Source organism: Desulfuromonas sp. TF (assembly GCF_000472285.1).
Classification (GTDB): domain Bacteria; phylum Desulfobacterota; class Desulfuromonadia; order Desulfuromonadales; family ATBO01; genus ATBO01.
On record NZ_KI421415.1, the window covers coordinates 66,567 to 82,893 of the forward strand.

The following is a 16,327-nucleotide window of genomic DNA, read 5'->3' on the forward strand; positions in this document are numbered from 1 at the left end:
AGGTCCTGAAAAAACGCGGTAACGCCGTAGGCGGACTTTTTGCAACGCCATCAAGCTTCCATCAGCAGAATCGCCTCGGCCACCTCCTTGAGACTCTTGCGCTTGTCCATGGCGATCTTCTGCATCTTTCGATACGCCTCCGGTTCTGAAAGGCCGTTTTTCATCAACGTTCCCTTGGCCTTTTCGATGAGTTTGCGAGTCTCCAGAGTCTCCTTTAGACTGGCGACCTCCTCGCGCAGGCTGGATACTTCGACGAAGTGATGAATGGCCAGATCGACGGCGGCGTAGACCTGTGCTTCGCGAAAGGGTTTCACCACATAGCTCATCACACCCGCCAGGCGGGCCCGTTCGACCGTTTCCGCATCGGCGGTTCCGGTAAGAAGAACTATGGGAGTCGGGTTCCTTTTGCCTATTTTATCGGCAGCCGTGATGCCGTCGAGAACAGGCATGGAGACATCCATGACGATCAGCAGGGGCTTGCGGACGGCGGCCAGATCGACCGCCTCTTTTCCGTTTTCGGCCTCGATGATTTCCTCAAACCCGTATCGGATAAGGGTTTCCGCCACCTGACGGCGGATCATCGGTTCATCATCGACAACAAGTGCGGTTCGCATGGGCAATTACCTCGTGCTAGACGTTGGAAGGTTTGAGGGTGAATACGAAAATATATTCTGCACAAAAAATGCCGCCGCCCTCAGAAAGGGCGGCGGCTTGTCGACAGGAGGCAAATCTATCGACAAAAAGCCGATCAGAAGTTGAAGGCAATGGATAGACCGGCCACCGTTTCATCCTCGATCGCGCCGATATCCTCGGCATCGTCGCTCAGGGCGTCTGAATAGAGGAAGGAGGCGCTCAGCCCGAGGTTGTCGCTCAGGGCATAATCGAGGCTGGCGCTCAGTTCGTAGTTATGGAAATCGCTGTAGTCCCCCAGGAACGGGCTTTCCTGATTGTAGCTGGCCAGGGCTCCGAGGGTCAATCCAAGGGAATCGCTTAACTCAAAGCCGTGCTCAATGGCGGCCGTGTAGAACAGGCCATCGAGATCGGCTTCGTTGGCAGCATCCCAATCATAGTAAACGGTGAAAGAGGGGGCCAGAAGGGTGTTCAGCGATGCTCCGAGGTAGAGTTCGTGCGTGGAACCGGGAACGTTGAAGGTATAGTAGATGTCCCCGATGCTGACCGAAAGCAGGTCGTTGACATCGAAGCTGTAGTCGAGGATGATATCGGTCTCCGTTGCTTCGTCACCATCCAGAACGGAGGTGTCGTTAATGCCATCCCCATCGGTATCGATGTCACCCTGGGAGCTATGGGAGAGCTGAACATTGGTCCAGTAGCTGACAGTGAATCCCTTTGCGCTCAGATCCACGCCTCCCTGCAGAACAGGCTGGCTTCCGCTGAGATTGATGCCGCGCCAGAGATACTTGTCATACACGCCGACATAGACGTCGCCTTCGACTTCCACCGCCTGCGCGGCGGGCACCATGGTGGTGGCGGCAAACACCAGAACAGCAATCAGCAAAACACTCCACTTCTTCATTTCAACTTCTCCTTTTCTTTCGGTTTTGAGGGATTTCCCGGCGGGGCTTCCCCCGCCGGGCGACATATCACACCAGATTTATCAGGATTGCTCGACCGTCTTGGCAACCACACCTGCCACACCGTGGGTCGGGATGCCGGGGACACCGATTCCGGAACCGCCGATGTGGGTAGACTGGAAGTCGGGATAGGCTTCCATGCCGATCTCGCTGACATCCAGGCCGCGCATTTCGTCTTCCTCGCTGCAGCGGATGCCGACGGTGTACTTGAGGGTCACCCAGACGACCGAGGTGGTGATCACCACGAAGGCGCCCGTCGCCGCAACCCCGATGAATTGGGTCACGAAGCTGGCTTCGCTGTCGGTGAAGGGGACCGCCATGGTGCCCCAGATGCCGCAGACCAGGTGGACCGAAAGGGCTCCGACCACATCGTCTATCTTCAACCTGTCGAAGAAGGGAACCGCCAGGACCACCAGCACGCCGCCGACGGCGCCGACCAGGACGGCCGCACCGAGGGACGGAGTCGCCGGGCCGGCGGTGATGGAGACCAGACCGGCCAGGGCGCCGTTCAGACTCATGGTGACATCGAGTTTTTTGTAGAGAATCTGCACCATGATCATGGCCGCGATCATCCCGCCGCAGGCGGCCAGGTTGGTGTTCACGATGACGTTGGACATTTCGATGGCGCTGGCGGCATCGCCGAGAGCGAGGACCGAGCCACCGTTAAAACCGTACCAGCCCATCCAGAGGATAAAGGTTCCGAGGGTCGCCAGGGGGATATTGGAGCCGGGCATGGGATTGATCCGGCCTCCTTTGCCGTACTTGCCTTTTCGGGCGCCGAGAATGATGGCGCCGGTCAGGGCTGCCCAGCCACCGACGGAGTGGACGATGGTAGAGCCGGCGTAGTCGGCAAAACCCATTTCGGAAAGCCAGCCGCCTCCCCAGCCCCAGGAGCCCTGGATCGGGTAGATGATACCGGTCAGGATGACGCAGAAGGCGAGAAACGACCAGATCTTGATACGCTCGGCGACGCAGCCGGAGACCACCGAGCAGGCGGCGCCGCAGAAAACCATCTGAAAGAACCAGTCGGAGGCCGCGGCATAATTGCCGGAATAGTCGCCGGCCAGGGCGGCTGCGTCATCGGCGGACCAGAGCCCGAAGGAGCCTAGGAAGCCGCCGTCCACCCCTGAATACATCAGGTTGTAACCGACCACGTAGTAGAGAATGCCGGCGATGCCGAAGAGAGAGATGTTCTTCAGGCAGATGGTGGCGACGTTCTTGGAGCGCACCAGACCGGACTCGAGCATGCCGAAACCGGCAGCCATCCACATGACCAGGATGCCCATGATCAGGAAGGAGAAGGTGTTGAGGATGTAGGACATCTCCGATACGGGAGCGTCCTCGGCGAGGGCCAGGGCGGGCAGGAGCAGGACCAGCGCCGCCGAGATGAGGGAAACAATCCGTTTCATTTTAATACCTCCTGGGTGTTGACGATTGTTTTAAAGGGAATCGGGACCGTTTTCACCGGTTCGGATGCGGATCGACTGCTCGACGGGGGTGACGAAGATCTTGCCGTCGCCGATGCGGCCGGTACAGGCTTCCTTCTGCACTGCAGCCACAACCTTCGCCACCATGTCGGCGGGAATCACCAGATCGATCTTGACCTTGGGAATGAAGTCGATCTGATATTCGGCGCCGCGATAGAGTTCGGTGTGGCCCTTTTGCCGGCCGAAACCGCGCACCTCGCTGACGGTCATCCCCGTAATCCCCAGGTCCGTCAGCACGCTTTTGACGTCATCGAGCTTGAAGGGCTTGATGATGCATTCGATCTTTCTCATAAGCTGTCTTCTCCTTTCCAGAGTCCATAAAAAAAGCGCCCGTCCTTCCTGTCTGGAAGGGGGGCGCCGTTGCCTGTCTTTTCGCGGTCCTGAGCGAGACGTCATTGTCCCCGGAACCGATTGATTTTTTTGTCCTGCTTTCTGGCTTATCCATTTAGCACGGTGCGTGCCAAAACAGCTTCCGCTTTAAATCCGGCAGCTTGAGACGACATCCTTTCCCATCATGCCTGTTTTTTATGCACCCCGAGGTGATCCTGACGTTTCTGCAGTCAGTCCAGGGAATGAGTTGGCAGCAGAAGACGAAAAGCGGTTCCCTTCCCTTCCTCCGTCTCCAGAAAGAGGCGACCGCCATGCTCGGCTGCGATATTGCGGCAGATGTAGAGCCCCAGGCCGGTACCTTCCCCCTCCGCCTTGGTGGAAAAAAACGGCTCGAAGATGTGCTCCCTGACAGCGGCGGGAATACCGGGGCCGGTATCGGCAATGGATACCTCCACCCAACCCTCTGCGGAACGCCGTGTGTCCACGCGGAGGATTCCCCCTTCTTTCATCGCCTGGGAGGCATTGAGAATCAGGTTGATGAAGACCTGCTTGAGTTTGTTGGGATCGGCATGCACCGGAGGAAGCTCGTCGTACGTCTCCTTCAGCTCGATGGCATGCCGGCTCACCTCGTAGCGCACCAGGCGCAGCACATCCCTGAGGATCTCGTTGAGATCGGTCCAGTTCCCGACCGTTTCCCGGGGGCGGGAGAAGGAAAGGAGTCCGCCGGTCAGGGACTGGAGACGTTCGGATTCGCCGGCGATGCGTTCGACCAGTTCCTTCTGGAAGGATGAAAGGCTCTCCTCGCGCAGCAGCAGATCGGCCCCATAGGCGATGACCGCAAGAGGGTTGTTGATCTCATGAGCGATACCCGCCGAAAGCCGGCCGACCTCCGCCAGCTTTTCCGACTGGATGATCTGATCGAGAAGACGCCGAAATTCGGTGATGTCCTCGACGATCACCACCACCCCCACCGTCTTCTCCCCCTCGATCAGTGGGGCCAGGCGTCTTTTCTGAAAACGCAGGTCTCCCCGCTGGTCGCGATGCGCCAGGCGCATCTTTTCTGCTTCTCCGGTCTGCAGGACCTTGCGGAGCCGGTCGGCGAAGCCTTCTTTTTCGAGCATGGGAAAGAGTTCGAAGAGAGGCCTTCCCATGGCATCCTCCTCCCGGACTCCGCTCATCTCTTCGATTTTGTGATTCCATGAGGTGATATGCATCCCGTCGTCGACGGTGTAGATTCCCAGGTTTGCACTGCGCAATATCCGGCTGTTGAACTGGTGCAGCTTGCGGTAGCGTCCGGAGATCGTCCTGAGATTTTCATACAGTCGGGCGTTTTCGATTCCGATAGCCGCCTGGGCGGCCATCGTCATGAGCGGGGCGATGTCTTCCCGGCGGAAGGCGTCGGGTAGGGGACTTTCGACGTTGAAGACCCCCACCACTTTTTCCCTGGCCACCATCGGCACCGCCAGTTCGCTGCGCGCGTCATGGATCCCCGGCACGTAGTCGGGGAGGATGGCAAGATTGCTGATCAGGATCGGCTTCCCGGTCTGCGCGACCTTGCCCATGACTCCGTGACCCAGCTTGATCTCCGGCCGAATCACCGCTTCGTCATAGCCGTAGGCTGCGGCCGTCACCAGGGTCTGGCGATCCGCATCAAGCAGTCGGATAATGGCGTTCTCAAACCGGAAAACCTCCCGGGAAATCCGCAGGATCCGATTCAGCAGCTCGTCTAGTTCGATGGTGGAGGCCAGCTCCTGCCCGATATCAATAAGGGCCTGCAGCAGCTTCTCCTGCTCTCCATGTGATCTGGGCGCCATTTTTTCTCCTTGCCGACAGTTCCGTATGTTTAAGGCATAAGACGTGCCAGCCATGTCTCAGCGAGCAAAAGCGGTCGAAAACAGCCGTCGAGGCCGTTGGCCCGTGTATCCGAAGACCCGGCTCTGCTCACCTTTTGTCATCATGTGCCTAAATTCAGGGCAGAAAAAGATTGACTGGAAACTGTTGCGAATGCCGGTCGCCTTGCTAGAATGACATGCGATACGGATAATTTGAAAATCGGAGGGCGGATTCATGGAACAGGTGACTTGTGCATGCTGCGGGGAGAAACGGCAAAAGCAGGCGATGATCCGGCGGCGCCTGAACGGCAGAGAACAATACTGCTGTTCGCTGCGCTGCGAGGTCAGATGGGAAAAGATAAACCTTCTGGGCGTTTGCGGCTGACCGAGCGGGAGAAGAGATTTTCTCTTGCCCGCGCTCCATCTTTCTCCTATACTGAGGACACAAAAAACGGTGTGCTCTCTACCCTGCAGGTGAGGTCACCATGCCCAGGCGGAATAATATTGCAAAGGGATTTCTTCAGGGGCGTTGTGTGCCAGCCCGCCCAAGAGTGGGACGCCTGATATGCTCACAAGAGATCCCACCTCACTTAGATTCGCTGTGAGGCCCAGTAGATCCACGGCAGGCGTGGAGAGCCGTTGCAAAAAGGCGTCGGATTATCCGACGCCTTTCTGCCGTCATTGGAGAGGGGAAAATCCTGACCACCTTTTACCGCCAGGGCCACTCCTCTTTACTCCGACTCATCTCTTCACACTCGTGATAATCCCAGCAGCGTTTCTCTCCCGTGCTGGTTTCCACTGTCACATAGTCATCGGAGTAACTCAGGACACGCCCTTCCTCCCGGGTTGAGGGATGGATCACAAAGGCGTCTATTCCGGCCTCGACATCCTGGCGGACGAAATCGAAACGCTCTTTTCTCATGATTCACTCCTTTCTCGGCATCTCTTTACAATAAAATTATATCACCGAATCAATATCTTCGAGACCGACCCCTTGCATAGGCGAGTGTCGGCAAATCCGCAATTAGAACAAAAGGCTACTTCCAGGAAAGCGCGGTATGCTATGATGCGCTTTGAACTTTGAAGGAAAGAAGACTTCGATGAGCGATCAGCCCTCTTCAGACATCCAGCGCATTTTTCTCGACGGGAAGGAAATTATTCTGGTCGGGACGGCCCATATCTCCCAGGATTCCGTGGACACTGTCCGTCGGGTCATTGAGGAAGAGTCCCCCGACACCGTCTGCGTCGAGTTGGATTTCCAGCGCCGGCAGGCCCTCAAGGATCAGAGTCGCTGGGAAAACCTCAACCTCATACAGGTCATCCGAAACGGACAGGCTCCCTTCCTTCTGGCCAACCTGGCCCTCGCCTCTTTTCAGAAAAGGATGGGTCTGCACACCGGAGTCAAGCCCGGGGCGGAACTGGCCGCCGCCGCCGATGAGGCCGAAAACCGGGGGATGCGGGTGGAACTGGTGGACCGGGAAATCCGCACCACTCTTCTTCGAGCATGGCGCAAAACCGGCCTCTGGAAAAAGCTGAACCTCGTTTCGACCCTCGTGGCCAGCCTCTTTGAAACGCAGAAACTCGATGAGGAAGAGCTTGCCCGTCTCCGTCAGAGCGATACTCTTTCGGCCATGCTGGAAGAGATGGGCCAACTGCTGCCTTCGGTCAAGACCATCCTGGTGGATGAGCGGGATCTGTATATGGCTCATCATATCCGCAACGCTCCCGGCAAAAGGATCGTGGCCGTCGTGGGAGCCGCGCATCTGCCCGGAATCGTCCGACAGTTGCCTGAAGATGTACCCTCGGAACTGATGGCGGAAATTTCCACCATTCCTGAAAAGCCTCGGATGTCCAAGGTCCTTCCCTGGATCATCCCGGCGGTCGTCGTCGCACTGTTCGTTGCCGGATTTTTCCTCGGCGACCGGGAGCGGATCGCCGGCGCCGCCCTGGCCTGGGTTCTGGCCAATGGCCTGCTCTCCGCCCTCGGCGCCATTGTCGCCCTCGGCCATCCTCTGACCGTCGCGACCGCTTTCGTGGCGGCGCCCATCACTTCCCTCAATCCCACCGTCGGCGCCGGAATGGTCACCGGTCTCGTTCAGGCTTTCATCGCCTCCCCCACCGTCAGGGATCTCGAAAGGGTGGGAGACGACCTGGTTTCCTGGAAAGGGTGGTGGGGCAACCGCATGACCCGTGTTCTGCTGGTATTCGTCTTTTCCTCCCTGGGCTCCGCCGCCGGTACGATCGTCGCCTTCGGATGGCTCAAGAACCTGCTGTAAGCATCTTTCCGGACTCGGATTTCGTCTTCTCCAGAGACCTGATCAGGGCCAATTCCAGATCAAGGTCGCGCAGGTAGAAGTCGTCGCGGAACTGCAGCGTACCCTCTTCGTCCACCCAGGCAGTCCAGTAGAGGATATGGATGGGCCAGGAGGCGGGCAGGTTGACCGTCAGCGGCTCGTCCGCCTCCAGTGCGTTCAGGATCTTATCACAATCCCACTCCGTCGCTTTCTCCAGAAGATATTGAGCCAGATCCAATGGCCGCTCCACCCGAATGCACCCCGAACTGTAGGAGCGGATGTCTCTCGCAAAAAGGTACCTCTCCGGAGTATCGTGCAGATAGACGGCGAAGCGGTTCGGAAACATGAACTTGATCCTCCCCAGCGGATTCTGCGGGCCTGGCTTCATGCGCAGATTGCCCGGGAAGGTTCTCGCCTCCACCTTTTTCCAGTCAATCACAGCGGGATCGATGATTTCCGTGGTTTCCCCAGACCAGGGAACGATCTCATAATTGTGTCGCGTCAGCCAGCCGGGATCCTTCTTTATCAGGGGGAGCTTGTCTTCCCGCAGAATGGTCGAGGGAACCGTCCAGTAGGGGGCGAACTCCAGATAGGTCATACGGGCGGAGAAAACAGGCGTTTTCCGGTAAGAGGTCCCAACCACCACCGGCATTGACATGACGCTTCGCCCCTCCTCCACTACCTCCAGCGTGAAATCAGCGATATTGACCATCAGATAGCGGTTCCCCAGGTTCTGCCGCATCCAGCGCCAGCGCTCCAGGTTGATCTCAATCTGTCGGATACGCTCCTCCACCGGAATATTGAGCGCCGCCCAAGTCTTCGGTCCGAGAACTCCATCCGCTGACAGGCCGTGGCGGGATTGAAAACGTATCAGACCTTCCCTGATCTCGCCGTCGAAGAAATTTTCCGGCTCAGCTGGAGTCTCCGTCAGATCGCCGCTGAGCCGAAGCCGGGCTTTCAGCAGGGAAAGACGCCAGTCGCGGGCTCCCGGTCGAAGCACCGGACCCGCCGGGATCGCCTGCCATCCGCCCAAGGCGGAGATCCGGCGGTAGTCTTCCAGCACCTTCCGCAGCCGCCGGTATCCCTCGTGGGGGGGGGCGAGGGAATCCAGGACCGGACTCACCCCCCTGCCGCTCAGGGCTTCGCGAAGCAGCCTGGACAGGTCAGGCGGCCGCGGCCTGGCATGCCACCCTTCGTGGATAGCTTCCGGGTCGACACGTCCCTCCATGAGATCCGAGCCATAGAGGAAGAAGGCGTCGGTGAGGAGGAGGTCGAGGCGGGCCATGTAGCCGGGATCGAAGAGAATTCCGTACGGACGATAATCCTTCTCCAGGCCGACCAGCGGTTCGATCTCCAAAAGGTGATAATCTTCCGGACATAGACCTTCAAAGCCGGCACTCCTGATGAGGTCGAGCAGTTCCCATGCCGTGGGGGTAAGACCGAGGTCACCGATCCACGCCGGCCGGAAATTCCGGTCCCTGTAGAAATCGGGAAGCAGTTGATCATTGAGATAGACGGGACTCCCCAGGATGAGACGGGGCGGATGTGGTGCGGCCAGGATGGTCCGGATCTCCTCGGTCACCTGGCTCGAAAGAGACATTCCCGAAGCCGAAGGGGGCGACACGGCGCATGCCATGAGGATCAGCAGCGCGGCGGTTGAATTTAAAATATTAGGCGACGGTCTGAGCATTGTGAACTTTCCTTCCTTGCAGGCTCTTTCTTTAATAAAGAATACCTGAAAAGGGAAAAGCAGTCGACCCGCCGCCGAACATATTGATTTTTAGTTCTCCTAAAGACACAGAAAGAGTCTCTTGTTTTTTTATCGGGCTCTGCAACTCTGTGCTTCTGTGGCTGATTTTTTACGTCTTCATCGTTCCCGCTCAAAAAGGAAATGGGGCGCCGTTATGACGCCCCACCCCGTGGAAATCTTACTTTTAAATGTATTTCTCTGTGTCTCTGTGCGTCTGTGGTTGGTTCCGATCAGCCCAGATCGGCCACCGCCTGCAGGAGGTCCTCCAGGGAGAGGCCCTGCCGGATCGGTTTTCCGAAGCCTTCTCCTTCCCGGCGGTAGAAGTCGAACAAGGGCCGGCGCACGCCATCCTCCCCCTTCAGACTCTTGACCGCCAGGATGCCGAAATCGGAAAGCTGGGGCTGGGCGCAGGAGTTGGAGCAGCCTGAAATCGCCCAGGAACGGGTGCGCCCCCCGCTCCCCAGGGTGGCGAGGACTTCCCGCGCCACGTCCCGGGTCGGACACAGCCCCATACGGCATTCGTGATTGCCGGGACAGATGCGGAAAACGGTCTGCTCTTCCGGTGTGTCGCCGGCAAAGCCCGCTTCGGCAAGGGCCTTCACGGCTTTTTCTTTCCTGCTGGGATCGGATAGTAGAAAAGCCACGTTCTGATCGGCGGTAGTGGCCATGTACCCATCGGCAAGGTCGCGGGCGATCTTGGCCAGGCGGCGGAATACGGAGGTGGTGATTTCGCCGGCGAAGACGGCCGCTTCGACCCGTACACCGGGTCCGCCGTGGGACAAGGGCGTCAGGCGCTTTTCAAATCCGTCTGCCAGATCCAACTCGGTTGTCTGCTGCAGATGCTCGTCGAGCAGATGGCGGAACTTTTTCTCGCCGATGTCCTTGACCAGGTGCTTGACCCTGCGCCCGAGGGGGGTGTGGGCCTTGTGCACCCGGACGGCCGCCTCGATCAGGGGGATGAGCCGCGCTTCGGGAATCCGCTCTTCCAGAAGAAAGCCCTCCATCGGCTCGCGCCCGAGACCGCCGGCCGCCCAAACGTCGTATAGGTCGACTCCGATCTCGGTGCCGACGTAGACGAGTCCGATGTCCTGGATCAGGTGCCGGGAACCGGCGTATCCCGCATCGACGCCTATTTTGAACTTCTTTGGCAGTCCCTCGAAGTGAGGATTGCCGGCGAAATGCCGGTGCAGCTTACGGGCCAGCACCTGGGTGACGGCGAACCCTTCGGCGAAGGTGGTGCTGCAGACGACTCCTCGAACAGCACCGCCGCAGGCTCCGCGAGTGGTAAGCCCGACGGCGGCCAGCATCCGCTGGGCCTCTGAGAGATCGCTGTACTCCAGCCAGTGAAATTCAATGCTGCCGCGGGTAGTCAGGTGGAGGATTCCGTTGGAGAGACGGTCGGAGATATCGCAGACCTTGAGAGCCTGTTCGGTGGAGAGGACCCCTCCAGGGACCTTGACCCTCAACATGAGGTGCCCTTCCTCGTTCTGCTTATAAACCCCCTCGACGCGAAGCCGGTTGTAGTCGATCGTCATACTCGTACACCTTTCAGCCAAAATAGTGCTCCCTTATACCCCATCCGAAAACCGGGGTCAAGGCATTAGATTCCACAGCGTCCTAGTAAACTTAATTCATGATCAGTTCTAACGGAAAAACCCCCGGTCCAGCCGAGGGTTTTTCCGTCTTCCGTCTTCCGTCTTCCGAATCATTTCACCCAAATGGTCTGGATATTAACGAACTCCTTGATTCCGTAGTGGGAGAGTTCCCGGCCGTAGCCGGAGATCTTGACTCCGCCGAAGGGGAGCCGCGGATCGCTCTTTACCAGTCCGTTGACGAACACCGCACCTGCTTCCACCTGCCCGGCCACGGCCTCACCCCGGGCGCTGTCGGCCGTCCATACCGATCCGCCCAGACCGAAAGGGGACGCATTGGCCACTTCCACCGCCTCTTTTTCGTCCCGCACCCGGATCACCGAGGCCACCGGCCCGAAAAGCTCCTCATGATAGGCCGCCATCCCCGGCTTCAAATCAGCCAGGATCGTGGGGGGATAGAAGTAGCCTTTCCGGTCAAGAGGAGCCCCGCCCAGGAGGACGCTGGCACCCTTCTCCACCGAGGCCTCCACCTGGCTGTGAAGCTCGTACATGAGGTCTTCCCTGGCCTGAGGGCCGACCTGCACTCCTTCTTCCAGGGGATCGCCCACCTTCAGGGCGGCCATGGCCTCCTTGAAGCGCGCGATGAACCGATCGTAGACGCCGTCAACCACGATGAAGCGCTTGGCGGCGATGCAGCTCTGTCCCGAATTGATGCAGCGTGCCTTGGCCCCCACCGTCGCCGCCTCTTCGATGACGGCGTCCTCCAGGACGATAAAGGGGTCGCTACCGCCCAGTTCCATGACGGTCTTCTTCAGCATCTGCCCCGCCTTGGCCGCCACCTTGCGTCCGGCGATGTCGCTGCCCGTGAGGGTGACCGCCTTGATACTCTCATTTTCGATGACGGCTTCGACCTGGCCGGAGCCGATCATGAGCGTGCGAAAGACGTGAACGGGAAAGCCGGCCTGACGAAAGACGTCCTCAATAGCCAGGGCGCAGCGCGGAACATTGGAGGAATGTTTGAGCACTCCGGTATTGCCCGCCATGAGAGCCGGGGCGGCGAAGCGGAAGACCTGCCAGAAGGGGAAATTCCAGGGCATGACGGCCAGCACCGTGCCGATAGGGCGAAAGGCGACGTAAGCCTTGGAGCCGTCACTTTCGGCGGGCTCGTCAGCCAGGAAACTTTCCGCGTTGTCGGCGTAAAAATCACAGACCCAGGCGCATTTTTCCACCTCGCCCCGGCCGTCTCCGATCGGCTTCCCCATCTCAAGGGCCATGATTCGGGCGTATTCCTCTTTGTTCCGCCTGAGCACGGCGGCGGCTTCGTGCATAAGCTCCGCCCGGCGGGCGAAAGAGGTGCGGCGCCAGGACAGCCAGGCTTCATCGACCTCCTCGATCACCCCCCTGGTTTTCTCCTGCGACCACTCCTCGAAGGCTTCGATAAGTTCGCCGGTTGCCGGATTGATCGATTCCAGTGCCATCAGTTCTCCTCTCAAATCGCAACAGGGATTAACATCCATTCTCCTCGGTATATGGCTGACAGTTTGCCTAATTCTGCGGCCCATTTCAAGTTTTGTTAATGCTAAGCCCGCGTATCCGCAGATGACGCAGATGAGCGCTTGCCCCTCCCCCTCTTTTCTGCGATAGTTTCGTTTTATTAAGGATGGCCTCGCAAAAAGCAAATTTTCCCCAGAGGACGCCGAGTTCGCGGAGAAAAACTATTGATCTTAGAATGTTTCCTCTGCGATCTCTGCGGTGAGAAAACGGTTTTTGCAATTTCATCATCAAGGGTTGGAAGGAGCGCTCATTGAATACACTCCCTTTTATCGACTACCTCGCGAACCCCCGCTGGCAATGGCGAGTGCAACGCTGGCAGCGCAACGCCAGAAGCTTTTTCGATGACGTTCGCAACCCCGGACGGGGCAGCGGCGCGCTCACCAAGAGCCTCATTTTTCTCAATCTCATTTTCTTCACCCTGATGATTCTTCAGGGGACCGCCGCCGGCCTCGGAATGCGGCCGCTCCTCAATCCCGACCCTTACCTCCTGATCCACGCCGGCGCCCAGTACTGGCCGCTGGTTCTGGTTGAAGGGGAATGGTGGCGCTGCATCACCTACGCCTTCACCCATGGCGGACTCATTCACCTCGCTTTCAACATGGTGGTTCTTTACCAGGTCGGCCCCCTCCTTGAATTCGAGGTCGGCGCCGGAAGGTACCTCTTTCTCTACACCCTGACGGCCCTCACCGCCACGATCGCCGGTTACTTCTGGCACCCGGCCGTACCGGTGGTCGGCGCTTCCGGTTCCCTCTTCGGCCTGATCGGATTCGCCGTCGTCTACTTCCACCGGATGGGGCCGGCCGGGATTCAGATCCGCAACTTCATGTTCCAGTGGGCGCTCTTCGCTTTCATCTTCGGGCTGCTCGTCGGCGCGGACAATGCCGGCCACCTCGGCGGCGCCCTCGGCGGCGCTGTCCTCGGGCTGGTTCTTCCCCTCTCGGTCCGGGCACGAAAGACCTTTGATCCGATTTTCAATGTGCTGGGCAGCATCAGCCTGGCGGCAATCGTCATCAGCCTGGCGATGCTGGTGTTGTCGTGGTTCGGGAACTGAAGACGGAAGATAAAATACAAGGAGTTTCATCCATGGCCAAGGAGAAGTTTCCCGTCACCCCGGCGATCCGGGTGCTGCGGCAGGAAAAGGTCGACTTTACCCCTCACCTCTACATCTACGAGGAGCGTGGGGGCACGGCCGTCTCCGCCCGGGAGCTGGGAGTGGACGAGCACTGCGTGATCAAGACGCTGGTCATGGAGGATGAAAACAAACAGCCCCTCATCATTCTGATGCACGGCGACATGGAGGTGTCTACGAAACAGCTCGCCAGAACCATCGGCGCGAAGACCCTCTCACCCTGCACCCCCGAGGCCGCCAACCGGCATTCAGGCTACCAGGTGGGAGGGACCTCCCCTTTCGGCACCCGCCGGAAGATGCCGGTCTACATGGAGGAGACCATTCTCGGTCTGCCGGCGATCTACATCAACGGCGGGGGACGCGGTTTTCTGGTTGAGATCGATCCGAAGGAACTGATGCGTGTTCTCGAACCGGTACCGGTAAAGGCAGGACAGTAGGGCGCCCCCCCTGTGTTCGCCCGGGCCGGAATCCGCTCTGCCAAGGTGGAAGTTTCAGGGCCGGAAAACGCCATAAAATTTCGATTGTTTTTTGCCGCGCTTTCGGATATCTAGATGCATCTTTTCCGTATTCTCTCACCGGAGGGTGCTCCATGGCAGGTTCCCTGTCCGAAGACCGGCGGCAACGTCTCATCGCGGCCAACCGCGACGAATACGACGAGTCCTATTCCCTTCTGAAATTTGCCGATCCGGAAGCGCTCCGTCAGGCCGCCTCGCGCCGAGAGGAACTTCTCGATTCATTGTCCGGACGGGTTGAGATTGGCTGCCGCGGCAGTAAGCTCGACATGCGCCGGCTCTCCCCCGGCTGCCGCCTCTGCGCCGAGGGCGCCTGGTCGTGCCTCTTCATCAACGGTCGCTGCAACGCTCGATGCTTCTACTGCCCGACGGAGCAGGAGGATACAGGGCTGCCGACCACCAATACCTTCACCTTCCGCACCCCCGCCGACTACGTGGCCTACCTGGAGCGCTTCGGCTTTCGCGGGGCGAGTTTCTCCGGCGGCGAACCCCTGCTCACCCCCGAACGCACCATCGACTTTCTGACGGCCGTCAAGCGCCGGTTCGGCGCAGATCTGCACACCTGGCTCTACACCAACGGCACCCGGGTCGACCGGGAGATCCTGCTGCGCCTGCGCGACGCCGGCCTGGACGAGATCCGCTTCGACATCGGCGCCGTAGGCTATTCGCTGACCTCCGCAAGCCTTGCGGTCGGAATCATCCCCACAGTCACTATTGAGATCCCCGCCGTCCCGGAGGAGGCGGAGCGGCTCAAAGGTCTGATTGCGGAGATGGCCGACTCCGGAATCGACCACCTCAACCTGCACCAGATGCGCCTCACCCCCTACAATCTCCCCCGCCTCACCGGACGACCCTACACCTTCCTGCACGGCGAGAAAGTCACCGTCCTGGAATCGGAGCTGACCGCTCTCGAACTCCTCCGGCACGGCCTCGACCGCGGCATTGATCTGCCGGTCAATTATTGTTCCTTCGTCTACAAAAACCGCTTCCAGCGGAGCGCCGCGCGGCGCCGCGGAGGCGGAGTCATGATGAAGGGGTACGAGGACCTGACCACCGCCGGCTCTATCCGCGCTCTCGCCCTTGCCGGCGATTCCGCCGACCTGGTCCGGCAGGCCGACATCTTCCGATCAGCAGGAGCGGCAGGGGAATCGTGGGCCCTCAGCAGCGCCCGCGACAGGCTCTTCTTCAGAGCCGCCCTCTGGCCGCTGATCGACTTCTCACCCTTCCGACTGCTGGTCGGCTACGGTGAGGCAATGATGCGCGAGTCGGTCAGCTACCGCAACGCCTTTACCGAGGTGAAGCTGTCAACCGGCAGGAAGGTTGTGGTCGAGCGCTGGCGAACCATGGTGGAGAAGGAAATGACAGGGGAAGAGATCGGGCTCTTTGCCGAACGATACCTGCAAGGGGAAGGGGAAACCCGGGAAGCCGAAGAGTCCGGGCCATGGGCTGATATTCATTGCTGCGAGTTCATTGCCGCGGGGCTGCAGGAGTATTTCTAGGGCGGGGCGGCCGGCCGCAGCCTGGCACGGGTCAGAACCACATCCTCACTACTTGTCATCAGGACCTTTTCCCCCTCGATTTCCGGGGCCATATCGTCCTGTTCGTCAAAGTTTTTTTGTAGATGGTTCCATTCCCATCGGATTTCTCCGACACCGCGTTTTTTTCCGGTTGCTCCTATCCGCTTATGCGGATATATTCAAAGCAGAAGAAAACGAGAAAGACCGGTCCGAGAAAATTTTTTAGGGGGGGCGCGATAATTTGATTGTTTTGCCGAATCAATCCGCTCATGCGGATACTAATAACGAAAAGAGAGCGACAAAGTGAAGAAGAAAGTCCTGTTCCTCTGCACCGGCAACTCCTGCCGCAGCCAGATGGCCGACGGCATCGCCAATCACGATTTCGTCGGCCGGCTCGAAGCCTACTCGGCCGGCACCGAGCCGCATGGGCTCAACCCGAAAGCGGTGCGGGTGATGGCCGAGGTCAGCATCGACATCAGCGGCAACAGCTCGGAGCACCTCAGCACGTACGAGGGGCAGCCTTTCGATTATGTCATAACTCTCTGCGGAGATGCCAACGAGAAATGCCCCCTCTTCTTCGGTGGAGTGAAGCGCCTGCATATGGGTTTTGAAGATCCGGCCAGCGCGCAGGGGACGGAAGAAGAGGTCATGAACGCCTTCCGTCGAGTGCGGGATGAGATTCGTCGGCAGATGCGGGAATTTTTCGAGAACGAATTGGCGTAGGGGGACGGTTTCCGC

At 59.0% G+C, this 16,327-nt stretch carries 14 protein-coding genes and 1 other RNA gene; 6 read left to right on the top strand and 9 right to left on the bottom strand.

Annotation, left to right across the window (positions count from 1 at the left end; genetic code table 11):
• Positions 1-50: 50 nt before the first annotated feature.
• From DTF_RS0106065 to DTF_RS25995, 5 genes are all read right to left on the bottom strand, one after another.
• On the bottom strand, positions 51-614 hold the full coding sequence (locus tag DTF_RS0106065) for an ANTAR domain-containing response regulator (protein ID WP_027714605.1): 564 nt from the start codon (positions 612-614) through the stop codon (positions 51-53).
• A gap of 134 nt (positions 615-748) precedes the next feature.
• Positions 749-1,534, bottom strand: coding sequence for a TorF family putative porin (locus DTF_RS0106070; protein ID WP_027714606.1), 786 nt, complete (start codon positions 1,532-1,534; stop codon positions 749-751).
• 81 nt (positions 1,535-1,615) lie between these two features.
• Positions 1,616-3,001: an ammonium transporter gene (gene amt, locus DTF_RS22155; protein ID WP_081702822.1), complete on the bottom strand. Its 1,386-nt coding sequence runs from the start codon at positions 2,999-3,001 to the stop codon at positions 1,616-1,618.
• Between the two features lie 30 nt (positions 3,002-3,031).
• A complete protein-coding gene (locus DTF_RS0106080) occupies positions 3,032-3,370 on the bottom strand; it encodes a P-II family nitrogen regulator (RefSeq protein WP_027714607.1) in 339 nt (112 codons plus the stop codon).
• A 269-nt stretch (positions 3,371-3,639) separates the two neighbouring features.
• A complete protein-coding gene (locus DTF_RS25995) occupies positions 3,640-5,223 on the bottom strand; it encodes an ATP-binding protein (protein WP_162148598.1) in 1,584 nt (527 codons plus the stop codon).
• 475 nt (positions 5,224-5,698) lie between these two features.
• On the opposite strand from DTF_RS25995, the gene ssrS reads away from it, so the two are divergent.
• Positions 5,699-5,880, top strand: a non-coding RNA gene (ssrS, locus tag DTF_RS26000) — 6S RNA.
• Between the two features lie 70 nt (positions 5,881-5,950).
• Here ssrS and DTF_RS0106090 read toward each other — a convergent pair.
• Positions 5,951-6,163 (bottom strand): hypothetical protein, encoded by a 213-nt coding sequence (locus DTF_RS0106090; protein WP_027714609.1) that lies wholly within the window; start codon positions 6,161-6,163, stop codon positions 5,951-5,953.
• Positions 6,164-6,341: 178 nt separating this feature from the next.
• On the opposite strand from DTF_RS0106090, the gene DTF_RS0106095 reads away from it, so the two are divergent.
• Entirely contained in the window at positions 6,342-7,517 is a 1,176-nt protein-coding gene (locus tag DTF_RS0106095) for a TraB/GumN family protein (RefSeq protein ID WP_027714610.1), read from the top strand.
• Here the strand turns inward: DTF_RS0106095 and DTF_RS22160 are convergent.
• The 3 genes from DTF_RS22160 to DTF_RS0106110 form a co-directional block, all read right to left on the bottom strand.
• On the bottom strand, positions 7,501-9,225 hold the full coding sequence (locus tag DTF_RS22160) for a murein L,D-transpeptidase (protein WP_051360993.1): 1,725 nt from the start codon (positions 9,223-9,225) through the stop codon (positions 7,501-7,503). The two genes, DTF_RS0106095 and DTF_RS22160, sit on opposite strands and share 17 nt — an antisense overlap.
• A 290-nt stretch (positions 9,226-9,515) precedes the next feature.
• Complete coding sequence (locus tag DTF_RS0106105) at positions 9,516-10,820, bottom strand: nitrite/sulfite reductase (RefSeq protein ID WP_027714611.1); 1,305 nt, start codon at positions 10,818-10,820, stop codon at positions 9,516-9,518.
• Between the two features lie 170 nt (positions 10,821-10,990).
• The gene (locus DTF_RS0106110) at positions 10,991-12,355 is read right to left on the bottom strand and encodes an NAD-dependent succinate-semialdehyde dehydrogenase (RefSeq protein WP_027714612.1); all 1,365 of its coding nucleotides are present in this window, start codon (positions 12,353-12,355) and stop codon (positions 10,991-10,993) included.
• Positions 12,356-12,681: 326 nt separating this feature from the next.
• Here DTF_RS0106110 and DTF_RS0106115 point away from each other — a divergent pair, with 326 nt between their 5' ends.
• The 4 genes from DTF_RS0106115 (at position 12,682) to DTF_RS0106135 (ending at position 16,312) form a co-directional block, all read left to right on the top strand.
• Positions 12,682-13,482, top strand: coding sequence for a rhomboid family intramembrane serine protease (locus DTF_RS0106115; RefSeq protein ID WP_027714613.1), 801 nt, complete (start codon positions 12,682-12,684; stop codon positions 13,480-13,482).
• Between the two features lie 32 nt (positions 13,483-13,514).
• Complete coding sequence (gene ybaK / locus DTF_RS0106120) at positions 13,515-13,997, top strand: Cys-tRNA(Pro) deacylase (RefSeq protein ID WP_027714614.1); 483 nt, start codon at positions 13,515-13,517, stop codon at positions 13,995-13,997.
• Between the two features lie 152 nt (positions 13,998-14,149).
• Complete coding sequence (locus tag DTF_RS0106125; RefSeq protein WP_027714615.1) at positions 14,150-15,571, top strand: radical SAM protein; 1,422 nt, start codon at positions 14,150-14,152, stop codon at positions 15,569-15,571.
• A gap of 321 nt (positions 15,572-15,892) precedes the next feature.
• Positions 15,893-16,312 (top strand): arsenate reductase ArsC, encoded by a 420-nt coding sequence (locus DTF_RS0106135; RefSeq protein ID WP_027714616.1) that lies wholly within the window; start codon positions 15,893-15,895, stop codon positions 16,310-16,312.
• Positions 16,313-16,327 lie beyond the last annotated feature (15 nt).

Bases quoted from the DNA above. Each gene is read 5' to 3' on its own strand.
- DTF_RS22160 (WP_051360993.1), bottom strand. From the start codon at position 9,225: ATGCTCAGACCGTCGCCTAATATTTTAAATTCAACCGCCGCGCTGCTG.
- ybaK (WP_027714614.1), top strand. From the start codon at position 13,515: ATGGCCAAGGAGAAGTTTCCCGTCACCCCGGCGATCCGGGTGCTGCGG.
- DTF_RS0106070 (WP_027714606.1), bottom strand. From the start codon at position 1,534: ATGAAGAAGTGGAGTGTTTTGCTGATTGCTGTTCTGGTGTTTGCCGCC.
- DTF_RS0106095 (WP_027714610.1), top strand. From the start codon at position 6,342: ATGAGCGATCAGCCCTCTTCAGACATCCAGCGCATTTTTCTCGACGGG.
- DTF_RS0106065 (WP_027714605.1), bottom strand. From the start codon at position 614: ATGCGAACCGCACTTGTTGTCGATGATGAACCGATGATCCGCCGTCAG.
- DTF_RS0106105 (WP_027714611.1), bottom strand. From the start codon at position 10,820: ATGACGATCGACTACAACCGGCTTCGCGTCGAGGGGGTTTATAAGCAG.
- amt (WP_081702822.1), bottom strand. From the start codon at position 3,001: ATGAAACGGATTGTTTCCCTCATCTCGGCGGCGCTGGTCCTGCTCCTG.
- DTF_RS0106080 (WP_027714607.1), bottom strand. From the start codon at position 3,370: ATGAGAAAGATCGAATGCATCATCAAGCCCTTCAAGCTCGATGACGTC.
- DTF_RS25995 (WP_162148598.1), bottom strand. From the start codon at position 5,223: ATGGCGCCCAGATCACATGGAGAGCAGGAGAAGCTGCTGCAGGCCCTT.
- DTF_RS0106090 (WP_027714609.1), bottom strand. From the start codon at position 6,163: ATGAGAAAAGAGCGTTTCGATTTCGTCCGCCAGGATGTCGAGGCCGGA.
- DTF_RS0106110 (WP_027714612.1), bottom strand. From the start codon at position 12,355: ATGGCACTGGAATCGATCAATCCGGCAACCGGCGAACTTATCGAAGCC.
- DTF_RS0106125 (WP_027714615.1), top strand. From the start codon at position 14,150: ATGGCAGGTTCCCTGTCCGAAGACCGGCGGCAACGTCTCATCGCGGCC.